Genomic DNA, 15,413 nt, shown 5'->3' with positions numbered 1-15,413 from the left:
TTTGCACTGGCTAGTTTGTTTGTTATCTGACTTCTATAATAAGAAAAATAACCCGGTGATCGCCTCTACCTAGAGGGCAATTTTACCCTCTATCCAATTAGGTACTAAACTGAGCAAAAATGCCTTATCCTTTATTCCTAGGGGCGACTCTGATTTAAATATCGGGTCATAAAAGTGGCTGGATTTAAACCTAACTTAGTTCACCCTAGCCAAATTCAAAAAATTTTATAGAATAAAAGGATGCCATAGAGCTTGCTTAGGTCTTTGAATTTAAACTTAAATTAATATGCCCCAATATTTTGGAAAACTTCCCACAACAGAACAACCTTGGACCAGCCTCCAGTCTGTGCAATCTGTCAAAGAACTTGAGAACCACATTTATTTCAATTGTGGCAGTCAAACCCTGGTGATTAATGCTGTTGCACCGAATCTCATCCGGGTGCGAATGTCCCCGACTGGATCACTTTCTCTCCCGCGATCGTGGGCGGTAACTCAGGAGGAGAATTGGCCTGCGGTGGAATTAAGCATACAGCAACATCCAGACTCGACAGAAATCATCACGGACCGGATGCGGGTGGCGATCGCACACCATCCCTGTCGCCTCACTTGTTTTGACCCTCACGATCAACCCTTTGCCCAAGATAGCGACCCGGGAATTAGCTGGCGGCAAGGGGCCGTTGCCAACTGGAAACACATCGAAGCGGGGGAACATTTCTATGGATTTGGAGAACGCACGGGACTCTTAGACCAGCGATCGCAAGTCCGGACCAACTGGACCACCGATGCCCTAGATTATGATATCCTCACCGATGAAATGTATCAGGCCATTCCCTTCTTCATGGCCCTGCGTCCTGGCCTCGGTTATGGCATCTTTTTCAACACCACCTTTTGGAGTCAATTTGATTTAGGCGCATCCCAACCGGGGGTCTGGAGCATGGAAACCCGAGGCGGTGAGCTAGACTATTATATCATTTATGGTCCTGAACCCTCAGAAATTCTAGCCACTTATACTCAGCTAACGGGGCGGATGCCTATGCCGCCCAAATGGGCGCTGGGTTATCACCAATGCCGCTGGAGTTACGACTCAGAAACCGAAGTGCGAGAATTGGCCCAAACCTTTCGCGATCGCCGGATTCCCTGCGATGTCATCCACCTAGATATCGACTATATGCGCGGATATCGCGTCTTTACCTGGGGTCCGAAACGCTTCCCAGACCCGGCCCAACTCATTGCCGATTTGCGTGAGAATGGGTTCAAAACCGTCACCATTATCGACCCCGGGGTGAAATACGAACCCGAGGGAGATTACGCCGTATTCGATGAAGGACAAGACCGAGACTATTTCGTTCGCAACCCCGATGGGTCAATCTTTCACGGGTATGTTTGGCCGGATAAAGCCGTATTCCCCGATTTCCTCAATCCTGATGTCAGACAATGGTGGGGAGACTGGCACAAAACCCTCACGGATATAGGAGTGGCCGGAATTTGGAACGATATGAACGAACCGGCGATCGAAAACCGTCCCTTTGGAGATGACGGCCATAAAATTTGGTTTCCCTTAGACGCACTCCAAGGACCCGCAGAGGAACGCGCCACCCATTTAGAAGTGCATAATCTCTATGGTCAGATGATGGCGCAGTCCTGTTATCAAGGGTTGCGGCAACATCGACCGAATCAGCGTTCCTTTGTGCTAACGCGATCGGGATTTGCCGGAATTCAACGCTGGTCATCCGTCTGGATGGGGGACAATCAATCCCTCTGGGAACATTTGGAGATGTCCCTACCCATGTTATGTAATATGGGCTTATCCGGCGTCGCGTTCGTCGGCTGTGATATCGGCGGATTTGCTGGAAATGCCACCGCTGAATTGTTTGCCCGATGGATGCAGGTGGGAATGCTCTATCCCTTGATGCGGGCGCATTCAGCCTTAAATACAGCCCGTCATGAACCCTGGGTTTTTGGCGATCGCGTTGAACGAATCTGTCGAGATTACATCGAATTACGCTATCAATTGCTTCCTTACCTATATAGCTTGTTCTGGGAAGCCGCAACCACCGGAGCCCCAATTTTACGGCCTTTACTGTATCATTTCCCCTACGACCCCCAAACCTATCAAATTCAGGATCAAGTGATGCTGGGTCCGTCCCTCATGGCCGCCCCAGTGTATCGTCCCGGCGTCCAATGTCGGGCGGTTTACTTGCCGTCCGGAGTTTGGTATAATTGGTGGACCGGAGAACAACACCAAGGACCAGGATATATTTTGGCCGATGCACCCTTGGAACGAATGCCGCTGTTTGTTCCCGCCGGGGCGATCGTCCCAATGGGTCCGGTGATGCAACATACCGACGAACGTCCCCTAGATTCTCTGCGGGTTCGAGTCTGGCCCGTAACCGGGTTGGAAACCTTGCACAAGACCTTTGTGCTATACGAAGATGATGGTCAGAGTTTCGACTATGAAACCGGCAGTCAAGGGATGACAACTTATACCTTGCAGCAGTCTGCACAAGAACTCGTCTTCAATATTTCCGCCCGAACCGGAAATTGGACCCCTCCCCCCCGAGAGGTGGTGATTGAGGTCCTCGGATTTGGGGAACAGCGCTTTATGGATGATGGAGGCGATCGGCAGTTACGATTCTTACTCTAACGGCAATTAATGTAAATGTAGGGGCGATTCGCGAATCGCCCCTACATTAATTGGGTGTACTTGTAGGGGCGCAATGCTTGCGCCCTAGGGGCTTCGAGCATCGAAGCCCCTACAAGAAACCTAGAGGCGATCGCCCGTTACTCTAAGGGCACTTAAGCATGAGCTCAGAACTTCCCCATATTTTGAAAAACCCCCCTAAATATGGACTGGCGATTCTCGAATCGCCCCTACATTAATTGGGACTGGCGATTCGCGAATCGCCCCTACATTAATTGGGTGTATTTGTAGGGGCGCAATGCTTGCGCCCTAGGGGCTTCGATGCTCGAAGCCCCTACAAGAAACCTAGAGGCGATCGCCCGTTACTCTAAGGGCACTTAAGCATGAGCTCAGAACTTCCCCATATTTTGAAAAACCACCCTAAATATGGACTGGCGATTCTCGAATCGCGCCTACATTAATTGGGACTGGCGATTCGCGAATCGCCCCTACATTCATTTGATGTATTTGTAGGGGCGCAATGCTTGCGCCCTAGGGGCTTCGAGCATCGAAGCCCCTACAAGAAACTATAGAGGCGATCGCCCGTTACAATTCTGACTCTAACGGCACTTAAATGAACTTCCCCATATCCTCTATCCTCGTGAGGGGGCTTCAGCCGCGTCACGAGGATGTAGGGGCGATTCGCGAATCGCCAGTCCATATTTGCCTAAGTCCTGTTTTCATCAAAGGATAACAATTCAGGGCTTAAAAAATCGGCGAGAGGGGCGGACCTGCGGTACAGTGGGAAAGAGTCGCCCCAACGGCTTTGCTCCTGGTTGATTATTCATTGTTCATTGCTCTAGGATGTTAGGTAGACTTTGGCATTGGTTGAAATCCACGATCGCCCGGTGGTTGGGATGGCGACGAACTCCCGCCCCCCCTGCGCCACCGCCGCTGAATCCCCTCAGTGATACTCAATATGAACAATTCTTTCTGAAACTGCTCGATGGAGTGGCTCAGGGATGGGATTCTGGACAAGTGTTGGACCATCTAGGCGATCGCCTGAATGACCGCTTTTTTCACAATTGGCTGATGCGCTTTAACCGCGATCGCCTTCTGGGTTCCCCCCGTCCTCACCGGAAACTCGCCTCGCGGATGGTGCAGTTGGGGGAAGTCGGCTGTGGGAAAATCGGCGAGTTGGCTCATCAGTCCGGTACCCAGAAATTGGCTCAACCGCCATCCCCCCTGACTGAGGCGGAGTTTGAGTCTTTGTTCCCTGAGTTGTTGCAACAGCGATACCAGGGATGTGAGGCAGTGCGGGAGTGGTTGCAAGAGTTGGAATCTCGGGCGCAGGAGAGGGATTGGTTGGACTGGTTGGAGAAGGCGGAAGAGACTTGGTTGGCGAATCCCCCAGAGGCGCGGTTTGTTCAGGCGTTGCAGGAGTTTGGCAATCTGGGAGAGTTCCCCCTAGCACAACGGGTGGGGGATTTAGGACAACAATTGCGGGAGCGTTTGAGGGTTAACCAGCCTCCCCGGTTGCTGTCGGAGACTGGGGGAATGACATCTCCAGTGGTACATCAAGCAGAGACTGGGAACACTTCAGGAGAGATGGAGAAAAGTCAGGAACGTATGACATTTGAGAATCCGGAAGCAGAAGCGGCATTTGTACGGATACTTGAGCTATTTAACGCTCGTGATTATGAGGCGGCTGTGAGGTTAGCCAATGAGGCACTTGAATCCTTTCCAAATGAGTGGGTGTTGTGGCTGGGTCATGGCCTTCCGCTATATAACTTAGGTCGCCATGAGGAAGCTGTTGCCAGTCATGACCGCACCCTTGCTCTCAATCCTAACTCCGCAATAGCCTGGTCTAACCGGGGCAGTGCGCTGGATAACTTAGGTCGCCATGAGGAGGCTGTTGGCAGTTATGACCGCGCCCTTCTCCTCAATCCTAACTCTGCAAATGCCTGGGCGAACCGGGGCTATGCACTGTCTGAATTAGATTGCCATGAGGAGGCTGTTGGCAGTTATGACCGCGCCCTTGCCCTCAATCCTAACTTGGCAAAAGCCTGGACTGACCGGGGCAATGCGCTGTATAACTTAGGTCGCCATGAGGAGGCTGTTGCCAGTCATGATTGCGCCCTTGTCCTCAATCCTAACAATGCAACAGCCTGGACTAACCGAGGCATTGCTGCCGGAGAATACCGAGGATGCTTCTATTCCGTCACCCTCACCCTGCCCCTTCACCTGCAAAACCCCGCCCTCAACCAACCGGGGTATAAGGGAAGGTTAGCCAGCTATGAAGAAGGGTTGAAACATTGTCCCCCCCACCGTGACCCAGAAGGGGCGGGATTGTTGAATTACAATATAGGTCTCGCCCATTATTTGCAAGGTCGCCGGGACGCGAACCCTTATCCATTCTGGCGAAAAGCGATCGCCCCCTACAACGCCGCCCTCGACACCCTCAGCGAAACCCACTCCCCCGAACTGCGACTCAAAGCCCTGCGAGACTTGAGCCGTGTCCTCTTTGAACTGGGTCAATCTGAGGAAGCAGCGGAACTACGTCGTCAGGGGTCTGACCTGTTGCGCCGCTTGATTCAACAAACCCCCAGTCCGGGGAAACAACGACTACTGGCCCTGGAGTTTATGGGTTTGCAACAGTTGACCGTTGATCTGGAATGCCAAGCCGGAAATCCCGTTGCTGCCCTGATGCTGGCGGAACAAGGCAAAAATAGCTGTTTGCGCTGGTGGCTGTCGGGTTGGATGGAGGAGATTCCCAGTCCTGACTTCCCCAGTCTACAACAGTATCTCTGCCCAGAGAAGACCGCAGCGGTTTACTGGCACATCAGTCCCTCCGCCCTCACTACGTTCCTGCTCAAACCCAACCAAGACCCTATCCCCCTCCTCGCTTCAGACGAGAGTGAAGCGTCTTTCCCCAGACTGCGACAATTGCGGGAATGGGAGGACTGGACGGACAACTGGAAACGGGACTATCAAGACTATCGCAGCGACAAATCGGAGTCGGATTCTCCCAGCCGAGACCATCCCTGGCGTCTGGATATGGTCTCTCGCCTGCAACAGTTGGGGGAGATTTTGCGGATTGAGGCCCTGCTGGCTGAGTTGGCGGATGAGGAGATTGACCATCTGATTTTACTGCCCCACCGGGACTTGCACCTGTTCCCCCTGGAAGCCTTATTCCCCCCCAACTACAGTCTCATCCGGCTTCCCAGCGCTCAGGTGGGGATGACCCTGGCGCAACATCCGTTGCCCTCCATCACCTCCGAGGCTCCCCTGCTGTTGGTGGGATATCCCGACAGTCAGGGATTCTCGCCTCTGGAATTTGCCGAGGTGGAGGCGGAAAGCCTCAGTCTGCGGTTTGAGCGGGTGCGGCCCCTGTGTGGTCGCCAAGTCCGTCAAGGGTCCCTCTGCGACGAACTGCGAAAAGGGGAGTATCGGCTGATGCACTTTACCGGACATGGGGGCTACGATTTTGACGCGCCGGACCAATCCTGGTTAGCCTTGTCCGGGGAGGAGTTTTTGCGGGTTCGGGAGTTGCTGAATCTGCCTCTGTCGGGTTATCGTTTAGTCAGTTTGGCGGCTTGTGAAACAGCCATAACCGGCCAGAAATCGATTACCACGGACTATGTGGGTCTCAGCAGTGGCTGGCTGATGGCGGGGGTGTCTATGCTGTTGAGTACGCTCTGGACAGTGGAATCCGCAGCCAGTATGGTGTTGACCCTGAAGTTCTATGAGCAGGTTCTGGCGGGAGTCCCGGAACCCCTGGCCCTAGCACAGGCAAAACATTGGTTATCCCACTGTGATGTTGCCCAGTTACGGGAGTTCTACCAGGCGGAACTGGAACGGTATAAACCGGATGATGTGCGAGTTCGTCCTTTCCTCCTCGACCAACTGGATTTCCTCGCTGAAAGAGACCCCAACGCTCAACCCTATAGTCATCCTTATTATTGGGCCGCATTTACGTTAACTGGAGATATGACATGATGAAACCTCTCACTTGCGTCACACTCAAGGCTTTTCTGGCGGCGGTTTGTTCTCTGAAGGCGTCTCTTCCTGATTCGGTTCAGAAGGAGATTAGGACCGTTGCTCAGAAAGGGGAGTATGATCGGTTAGATGCGATCGCCCGCAACTGTTCTCAGTTAACTCCCGCCTATCTTAAAGCCCGCCGACTGTTACATCACCCCAGTCAAGAACGCAAAATGGGGGGAGATTTTCCACCCGATGACACGCCGGAACCCTTCAATACAGAAACGGAGAATTTCGCTCGGAATGTTGATGAATTGAAGGATATGCAGGAGTTATTGGACGCGATTGAGGCAGAAATGACGAAAACTGGCGCGGATGGGTCCAAGGTTCCGAAGAAGATTGAGCAGATTCTGGAGGCTGAGGACTCTGTTGCGATCGCCCGTCAATTTTTCCCCTCCTGCTTCTTTTAACTCTCAGGACTTACGCATTAACCGTAAATGTAGAGGCGATTCGCGAATCGCCTCTACATTTACGGTTTAGTGTTAAAAATTGCGTAAGTCCTAACTCTGCTTGTTGCCCCCGCCTAGCCCCGATTTGGACTCATGTTGTATGGATGAACAAGAACTACGATTTCTCACTCTCGACTGGTTTCTCTACGATTTGTCGGAAGAGTCATCGGAAACCGTCGCCTCTAAGGAGTTCCCCCCCGGAGACCGCGACGAGCCCCTCGATGGTTATATTAGACATCAGAAAATTCAAGACAGTCAGATGGTTCAAATTGACTTTTCCGGGGAGAAGTCGAAGGAGGTCAAATCGCTTCAGGAACTGGCAAAGATCCAACAAACAATTCGTGACTATAGTAATAACTATAGTAATAAATCGGACAAAACCTCCCTGGGAAAACTGGGGTCAAGTTGGCTGGTTTGGGGACAATTAATGTCCGAAAATCAATCCCCGTTGAGTCTGGCTCAAGCTATTTGTCAGCAGTTAAAGTTTGAGGAAACTTCTCCCAATTGGCAAGTAGATTTATTTGCGGAAGGTCCTCTGTTAGGGGCGACCCTGTATGAACTGTGGTGTCCCCCCCAGGGACAAGGAGAGGGGGAGAGCTATCATTTGTTAATTTGTTTATTTGATAGTCTCTGGCGAAAAGAAGCCCTCCAAAAGCGAGTGGGATATCTTTTGAAGCATTGCCAGTATTTGTTTTTATACCGCCATAAAGTAGTCTGGGCATTTCAGCAAAGTCGGCACTTGCGGGAGTCGTTACAAAAGCCATCCCGTCTCGTGCCCCAGGTGACCAATCAGAGTTTAGCCCTCCTGGAACAGTCAACGGTCAATTTGACGGAATTACAAGACCATTTGCGCGAAAATTTGAAGGTTTTGGCCCGGTATGCAACCCAGATTAATTATTTGCAGGAACAACGCTACCCCATTGAAATTAATTTAGAGAATTATCGCCAACGGGTTCTCAAATTAGCAACATTATCAGCGGAAAACAGTCCAAAACCCCTAGGCGAAAAGGCCGGAGAATGTCAAGGTCAAGGGAGTTCCTTGTTGTTTGATAAATTTAGTCAATTTGCTCAGGACAAATATCTCCGGCAAATTGAGGGAGATTATAGCAGTTTAAGTCCAGGATTGTTGATAGTTGAAAATTCAATTAAAGCCGTTGAAAGCCTGAATCAGATAGAACAAACCCGCAGCGATCGCCGTCTGAATACAACCCTCACCATCGCCAGTGTAGGGGTTGCCACCAGTGCAGTAGTGGCAACGGTGGTGGTAGCTGAACCGCCCCAGAATCGGCATCAGCTAGAGTTTCAAATCACCACAATTGTGGGCAGTTTGATAGTAGGCGGATTGATGAGCATCCTAGCTTGGAAGTTGTTAGACTGGAATCGCAAATAAGGGCATTCGGAGAGTGTGAGTTTCTCCAGGTTTTAGGGTCAAAAAAGAGCAGTTGATGAGATTTCTTGCAACATTCTCAACACCGGCGGGGGTTCAAACGATTGGCGGCCTCATAGCTAAAGTCGGTTAAAAACCGACTGCAAGTCTTATCCCTGGGTGTTTTCAGTCGGTTTCAACCGACTTTAGCTGTTAGGCGGGGGTTTGAACCCCCGCCGGTTGTTGCAACTTGGCAAGGGGAGGGGACCGGAGGACCCCACCCTAACCATCCTCTTGCTGGGACCGGAAGTATGGCAAATCCCCCTTGAACGTAAAAAACCTGCTCTTGATAGCCGTAAAATTTTAATCACAGTCTCAATCTGCCCTGCTCAATTTACCATGTCTGACTTACACCATCCCAATCCGGCCCTTCCCGGCATCGAACTGCTAGAACAAAAAATTAGCCGATTGCCGATTAAAAAATTCAAGTGGGATCCCACGAATTCCCTCGGGTCTTATTTAGAAATGTCCGTGGATATGGTGAATATCGAGGAGGTGATCAAGCTAAGTAAAGCCTTTATTTTAGATAAAAATCTGGCGGGAATCACGGTCCTGTTCAAACAGTTTTGGCAACGGTTTGAACAGGAGGTTAATCAGTTACATACAAAAAATTTTAAAATCGATCCGTTTCATGGGTTTAATCAATCAGCAACTTTATTTGTTCAAGAAGTGTATGTGGAATTAAAGGATATCCAGACCACGATTCGCAAGTTAGAACCCGTATGGACCGAGATAGAACAGACCAACGCTGTTTTATTATCGGAGGTGATTCGGGTAAAAGAACGGCAATTGTTGGAAGTCGTGGAGAGTCCTGTCCAGGAACCTGTAACCTTGCCACCGTTGATGGGTAAGAAAGATGAAATTAAAAGAGGGAAAGCAATTCGCAACCAGGCAATAAGCTATTTTCAGGGGTCGGAGTTATGCAAGGATTGGTCCCCGTTCTTGCGATCGCGCTTGGATGTTGTGATTGCTGAGATGGATACTGCTTCCTGGTGGATTGAGAATGAACATCGTCTGGTGCGCGGGATTTTGTTGAAAGTTAGTCAGTCTTTGGATGAGTTGTTGTTTGAAGGATTGCAACAACTGGCGGGTGTTGCTACTGGAGAAGAATCGCGTTAACGCGGGGTGATCGGGATGTCTAGGGGTTGACCCGATCGCGCATCGAGAATCATGAGATCCCATTGTCCGTTGGCGCTGGATTCAAAGGCGATGGTACTGCCATCGGCGCTGATGACGGGATTGCGAACTTCTGCTTTAAAATTTTCCGTGAGGTTGCGTAACTGACGGGTTTCGCGATCGTGAAGGTAAATATTGGATTGTCCCTGACGGGTTCCGGCAAAGACAATATAACGCCCATCTTCCGAGATGCCTGGGTGGGAGGCGAGGATATCCAGTTGGTTTAATCCCGGAATATCGACGAGGCGGCGAGTGTTCCCATCAAACAGGTAGACATCTTGTCGTCCCTGGCGATCGGAGACAAAGGTAATAAAACGTCCCGAGATTTGCGGGGTGATATCATCACTGGGGCTATTTAAACTCCGTCCTGAAGGATCGAAGGTAAAGTTCAGCAAACGCGGATAGGTGGTGCAGCTACTCAAAAGACTGACCAGGGAAACCATTGGAATTAACAGAAAGCGCTTCACAATTTCACTGTTTTTTAATGTGAATTACCCTGAGACAAAATTTAAAATTACTGCGGTCCGGTTAGGGAAAAACCCGAGGGAACGCCATCAATGAGGTCTAATTCAATACTCGGTCCGCGATCGAGGACTTCGATATCCCACTGACCGCGACCGCCACTTTCAAAGACGATATAACGACCGTCGGGGCTAATTTTGGGATTGCGAATCCACCCTTGATAGGGTTGGTAAATGACTTGTGAACCTCGGGTGATGCGATCGTACAAAATCACCGAGGACCGGCCTTGGTTGCTGGTGAGGTAGACGATATAACGGGCGGTGTTGCTGATGCTGGGACTATCGGCGATCGCATTTTGCCGGTTCAACCCCGGTAAATCGGCAAACTGGCGATTTTGTAAGTCATATAGCAAGATATTTCGACTGCCATTGCGATTGGAGACAAAGGCTAAAAAGCGCCCATTGGCACTCAAGGACGGCTGTTCGTCGGTATAGCGACTATTGATAGAAGTTGGCCCAATGGGGATATTGGTGGGGTTGCATCCGACTAAAAAGCTGCCAAAACTTAACCCAAAAATTAGGGTTAGGCCGTGGCGGAGGAGGTTTTTTGGAGCGAATCTGTTCACCTTGGTTTTTCCCAGTTGAGGACAGGGACGCCACAATTTGGGGGGGAATGGCACGGAGGGAATCAATTAACAAAGGGTCAATTAACAAAGGGGCGATCGCCATCAATTGCCCCCGATCGCCCATTTCTGTCCCCGATTGTTTAATAATCGAAATTCCCTGTATTATCTTGCTCGTGATCGTCCTCTTCTATAGGGTCGATCGGTTGATAATCTACATAATCACTCGGTGCCGGTTCTTCTTCCGGTACAGGGGGTCTGCGGGTCCGTTCCTCCGGGGGAGGAGTCCGCGAGGGTCTTGCACCTGGGGGTCTTCTACTCCCTGAAGTTCCTGCACTGGATGGCGGACGTCGAGAGGTTCTTTCCTCCGTTGTATCCACCGTTGCCTCCCATTCCGGATAGGAAGGACCACTGGGGGGACGTTCCGTTGGACGGGGACGACGCACACGGGAACTGGGACTGGGGCGATCGCCAGGGGCTCGGCGACTGGGTGGCCGTCTGGGGGCCTCATCCGCATAATAGGGATTGCGAGCCGCTCTGGGGTCCTGAGTCCCTTTGATCCGGCGTCGGGTGGGATTTTCCTCGTAGTCGGATTCGATTTCGTCGAGTTCCGCATCCACTCGGTAGACACTACTGACGGGACGCTCCTCATCTACAATTCGCCCCGATTGGCGCTTCGCCTGATTGGTGGTGACACCGCGCAAGCGAATATTGTCAAAGGCAAAGTAGATTGCTGACCCTCCCAGCAGAATCTGACCAAACTGCATAATCGGGTCAAAGCGCCATCCGTAAAAGAACAGAATGCCGCCACAAAGTAACCCGACTGCTGCAAAAAACAGATCCGTATCTCGCGATAGTTCGGGACGCCATGAGCGGACAGCATAGAGTCCGGCCCCACCGATGGCGATCGCGATTCCGACGATACTCGCTAAGTTGAGACTAAAATTTACCATCTGCTCTCTCCTTCATCTTTTTTATGTTAGCGAGTATCCCGCTAAATCTCCACCCACTCCTGATTCGCTTGGATTGTGATCAGCATAAGTTCGGCTTTTGTCCTTCGTCAGTTGCCCTTCCCAGTCAGGGAAGAAACCTCAGCGTATAGAGAACACCTCACCTTCATCAGTGGGTTGGCGATCGCCCTACGCTGAGGTTTCCATCCAGTTCGCCGGTTTAGAACCGTTGCACTTTATCTTTCTGGCTGATGAAAATCAGAGCAGCAGTGGCGGGGATCACGATCAGGACTGCACCCCAGAAGAGGCTCCAAAACAGGTTGGCGAGTGATGGCGTCATAGTGTCTCCTTAAACAAGATTTACATTTCTATCATTTTATTAAACCGTTACCGCGTTGAGAAGTCCAGTTTCTTCCAATTCCAAAACTCCATGACTCAGGGACTCAGGGGGAGAACCAACCGCAAGGGGCAACACCAAGGGGCAGGGATTGAAATACAATAGACTTAACAAGGCTGTAACAAAACTTAAATTTTTACTCATGATGACATCGGTTGCGATCGCCAGTTGGATCATTGGCCCCCTCTTAGTCATAATGACCCTATGCTTCATCTTCCGGATTATCCTAACCTGGTATCCCCAAATCGAACTCACTAAATTTCCCTGGATCCTGATTGCCCTCCCCACCGAACCCTTCCTAGCCCCCACCCGCAAACTCATCCCCCCCCTAGGCGGTGTAGACATCACCCCCATTATCTGGGTCGGCATCATCAGTCTCCTCCGAGAAATCCTCCTGGGTCAGCAGGGATTGCTGAGGATGATGATGTAGGGAGAAGGGGTGGATAGGGAGGATGGGGGAGAAGGGGTGGATAGGGAGGATGGGGGAGAAGGGGTGGATGGTGGGTTGCCGAATCCGGCGGGGGATTTATCCCCCGCCTCATAGCTAAAGTCGGTTAAAAACCGACTAGGAACCTTATCCTAAAAGCATTTCAGTCGGTTTCAACCGACTTTAGCTGTTAGGCGGGGGTTTTAACCCCCGACGGTTGTCGCAACTCCCCCATCTCCCCCAAACCTCAACCCTTCGACATCATCTGTTCCACAAAATTGGTATAAACATCCCCTTGAATAAAATCGGGATGTTCCAGAATCTTCTGATGGAAAGGAATCGTAGTCGGGACCCCGGTGATGGCGCATTCCCGGAGTGCTCGTCTCATCCGCTTAAGGGCCGAAGGGCGATCGCAACCCCAGACAATCAACTTCCCAATCAACGAATCATAGTAAGCCGGAATATCATAATCCGTGTACACATGGGAATCCATCCGCACCCCCGGACCACCTGGAGGTAAAAACCCATTAATTCGTCCGGGACAAGGGCGAAAATTGAGATCGGGGTCTTCCGCATTAATCCGACATTCGATCGCATGACCCCGTAACTGCACATCGTCCTGACTCAGACGCAGCTTTTCCCCTTGAGCAATCCGAATCTGTTCCGCAATCAAATCCAACCCTGTAATCATCTCCGTCACTGGGTGTTCAACCTGGATCCGAGTATTCATTTCCATAAAATAGAAATGACCCGAGTAATCCAGTAGAAACTCAATCGTTCCCGCACCCGTATAATTAATCGACTTCGCCGCCTTCACCGCCGCCTTACCCATTTTCTGGCGTAAGCTAGGGGTTAGGGCCGGACTGGGGGCTTCTTCCAACAGTTTTTGGTGACGGCGCTGAATCGAGCATTCCCGTTCCCCCAAATGGATCACATTGCCATGAGCATCCGCCAGGATTTGGAACTCAATATGGCGAGGGCGTTCGATAAATTTTTCTAAATAAACCCCAGGATTCCCAAACGCCGCTTCTGCTTCCCCTTGCGCCGCTGCAAACAGTTTCGGGAGTTCACTCTCTTCCCGGACTAAGCGCATCCCCCGTCCGCCACCCCCAGCAGTTGCCTTAATAATCACCGGATAGCCGATTTTCTTGGCAATTTCCCGAGCATCTTTTTCATTGCTAATTAACCCATCGCTTCCCGGAACCGTCGGCACCCCAGCCTTTTGCATGGTTTCCTTTGCCGTAGACTTATCCCCCATTGCGCGCATCGCCTCGGGAGTCGGTCCGATAAAACTAATCTGATGATCCGCACAGATTTCGGCAAACCGCGCATTTTCCGACAAAAACCCATAACCCGGGTGAATCGCTGTCGCGTTCATGGTTAAAGCAGCAGAGATGATATTGGGAATATTCAGATAGCTTTTGGCGCTGGGGGGTTCGCCAATGCAAACCGCCTCATCTGCTAGTTGGACATGGAGCGCATGACGGTCAATCGTGGAGTGTACCGCAACCGTGGCAATCCCCATCTCCTCACAGGTCCGGAGAATCCGAAGGGCGATTTCGCCGCGATTGGCAATGAGAACTTTGGAGAATTGCATGGGCCTGCGGTTGCTCAACTCGTAAAAATCAATAAAGGATGACCGAATCCTGTGGGTGTCCCGGATTCAGCCGCATAGAAGATATGCCAACTCCAAATCCTATCATGTATCGGATAATACGAGTTTGCCTCGAAAGCAGCAAGAGGCTGAAACCCTTGTTATTGGGGGAATTTGGACAATTTGAAAAAAATCTTTCAAAATTGTGAACATTTTTGAAAAAAGTATGGTAAGTTAACTAGAGATGAGCTAAGATAGTTCATTGCCTGCGGATGTGGCGGAATTGGTATACGCGCACGTTTGAGGGGCGTGTGGCTTTGCCTTGCGAGTTCGAGTCTCGCCATCCGCATTAAATCTGAAAAGGGGTTACAACTTTTATGTTGTAACCCCTTTTGCTTTGGTGGCAATGGGAAAATTAGGGCCTTGGTTGAGCGCCGAGGTTTTAACAAAATGACCGAAATAGGAAAGATGATTGAAGCTGGCACTCCATCCGTTCTCCGAGGTGGAATCCGATTTTAGAGTGGGGATGAGAAAGGTTCATCGGGATTTGGGGTCGAGTCCGTATTCATTTACTCCAGGGGTTCCGTCTTCTAGAGTAAAAATGAAATTGGCGATCGGGACAATAAGCCACCATCCGCTATGATTCGTGTCATGCATTCTCCGAACACTCACGGCAATGGTGGGAATAAACACCGCCAGTTGATAAATAGCCGTCAGTACACTCTGATCGGTATTGGTTATTCCTCCGAGTACCTCCTCAATTATTGCTAATAAGAATCCAACGATGAAGTTGAACAAGACAAACATCCAATATTCTTTGCGTCTTGCTCGTCCATTGAATACGGCATAGTTCTTCCATACTTTCAGATACCAATTCATATCGTTTTGACCTCCCATAACCCCCATTAAAAAGAGTGGGACATCCGCTGGGGGTGCAGATCCCCAATTGATGAGATGACCCTTGGAGCAAATCAAGCCATGAAGCCATCCCTTTCTCCAGAAAGATCCCAAGCTTTTCGCGCCCTACAGGGATGAATGCAGTAGTCTGTCCTACTCAAGTCGGTTGACTCATTCTTATTTACTCTATCCAAAGACGAGTTAAAAGATTCTATATATTTTGTTAAGTTTTTCCAGGTCAACTCGTCAAATGTTACTGGTGGGAACGGATCAATTTTTTTCTTTTTTGCAGAGTATTATTACTTAGCCGCTTGATGGACAAGAAGAAGACTGAATTTGGTTTCCCCCTTTG

Annotated in this window: 13 protein-coding genes and 1 tRNA gene; 7 read left to right on the top strand and 7 right to left on the bottom strand. The window is 50.5% G+C overall.

The genetic code is table 11. The features are described 5' to 3' along the window. Positions 1-286 precede the first annotated feature (286 nt). The gene (locus tag NG795_RS13450; RefSeq protein ID WP_367289167.1) at positions 287-2,644 is read left to right on the top strand and encodes a glycoside hydrolase family 31 protein; all 2,358 of its coding nucleotides are present in this window, start codon (positions 287-289) and stop codon (positions 2,642-2,644) included. 553 nt (positions 2,645-3,197) lie between these two features. On the opposite strand, the gene NG795_RS13445 is transcribed toward NG795_RS13450, so the two are convergent. Then, the gene (locus NG795_RS13445) at positions 3,198-3,341 is read right to left on the bottom strand and encodes a hypothetical protein (RefSeq protein ID WP_367289166.1); all 144 of its coding nucleotides are present in this window, start codon (positions 3,339-3,341) and stop codon (positions 3,198-3,200) included. Positions 3,342-3,484: 143 nt separating this feature from the next. Here NG795_RS13445 and NG795_RS13440 point away from each other — a divergent pair, with 143 nt between their 5' ends. From NG795_RS13440 to NG795_RS13425, 4 genes are all read left to right on the top strand, one after another. Further along, the gene (locus NG795_RS13440; RefSeq protein WP_367289165.1) at positions 3,485-6,619 is read left to right on the top strand and encodes a CHAT domain-containing protein; all 3,135 of its coding nucleotides are present in this window, start codon (positions 3,485-3,487) and stop codon (positions 6,617-6,619) included. Beyond that, entirely contained in the window at positions 6,616-7,071 is a 456-nt protein-coding gene (locus NG795_RS13435) for a hypothetical protein (RefSeq protein ID WP_367289164.1), read from the top strand. Before NG795_RS13440 ends, NG795_RS13435 begins: the two co-directional genes overlap by 4 nt. Before the next feature lie 139 nt (positions 7,072-7,210). Beyond that, positions 7,211-8,500, top strand: a complete 1,290-nt coding sequence (locus NG795_RS13430) for a hypothetical protein (RefSeq protein WP_367289163.1) — start codon at positions 7,211-7,213, stop codon at positions 8,498-8,500. A gap of 375 nt (positions 8,501-8,875) precedes the next feature. Beyond that, entirely contained in the window at positions 8,876-9,655 is a 780-nt protein-coding gene (locus NG795_RS13425) for a hypothetical protein (RefSeq protein ID WP_367289162.1), read from the top strand. Here NG795_RS13425 and NG795_RS13420 read toward each other — a convergent pair. The 4 genes from NG795_RS13420 to psbX form a co-directional block, all read right to left on the bottom strand. Next, the gene (locus tag NG795_RS13420; RefSeq protein ID WP_367289161.1) at positions 9,652-10,179 is read right to left on the bottom strand and encodes a TolB family protein; all 528 of its coding nucleotides are present in this window, start codon (positions 10,177-10,179) and stop codon (positions 9,652-9,654) included. The genes NG795_RS13425 and NG795_RS13420 overlap by 4 nt on opposite strands. Before the next feature lie 47 nt (positions 10,180-10,226). Beyond that, positions 10,227-10,799 (bottom strand): TolB family protein, encoded by a 573-nt coding sequence (locus NG795_RS13415; protein WP_367289160.1) that lies wholly within the window; start codon positions 10,797-10,799, stop codon positions 10,227-10,229. Positions 10,800-10,939: 140 nt separating this feature from the next. Continuing rightward, positions 10,940-11,749, bottom strand: a complete 810-nt coding sequence (locus tag NG795_RS13410; protein WP_367289159.1) for a Ycf66 family protein — start codon at positions 11,747-11,749, stop codon at positions 10,940-10,942. Positions 11,750-11,966: 217 nt separating this feature from the next. Beyond that, entirely contained in the window at positions 11,967-12,086 is a 120-nt protein-coding gene (psbX, locus tag NG795_RS13405; RefSeq protein WP_254564417.1) for a photosystem II reaction center X protein, read from the bottom strand. Positions 12,087-12,288: 202 nt separating this feature from the next. On the opposite strand from psbX, the gene NG795_RS13400 reads away from it, so the two are divergent. After that, entirely contained in the window at positions 12,289-12,573 is a 285-nt protein-coding gene (locus tag NG795_RS13400) for a YggT family protein (RefSeq protein WP_367289230.1), read from the top strand. Between the two features lie 244 nt (positions 12,574-12,817). Here the strand turns inward: NG795_RS13400 and accC are convergent, their stop codons facing one another. Then, positions 12,818-14,167: an acetyl-CoA carboxylase biotin carboxylase subunit gene (gene accC / locus NG795_RS13395; protein WP_367289158.1), complete on the bottom strand. Its 1,350-nt coding sequence runs from the start codon at positions 14,165-14,167 to the stop codon at positions 12,818-12,820. A gap of 265 nt (positions 14,168-14,432) precedes the next feature. On the opposite strand from accC, the gene NG795_RS13390 reads away from it, so the two are divergent. Further along, positions 14,433-14,513 (top strand) — tRNA-Leu (locus tag NG795_RS13390). Between the two features lie 188 nt (positions 14,514-14,701). Here the strand turns inward: NG795_RS13390 and NG795_RS13385 are convergent. Then, complete coding sequence (locus NG795_RS13385; RefSeq protein ID WP_367289157.1) at positions 14,702-15,043, bottom strand: DUF805 domain-containing protein; 342 nt, start codon at positions 15,041-15,043, stop codon at positions 14,702-14,704. Positions 15,044-15,413 lie beyond the last annotated feature (370 nt).

This window comes from Laspinema palackyanum D2c (genome assembly GCF_025370875.1).
Taxonomy (GTDB): Bacteria; Cyanobacteriota; Cyanobacteriia; order Cyanobacteriales; family Laspinemataceae; genus Laspinema; species Laspinema palackyanum.
This window is presented reverse-complemented; position numbering and strand designations above follow the sequence as displayed.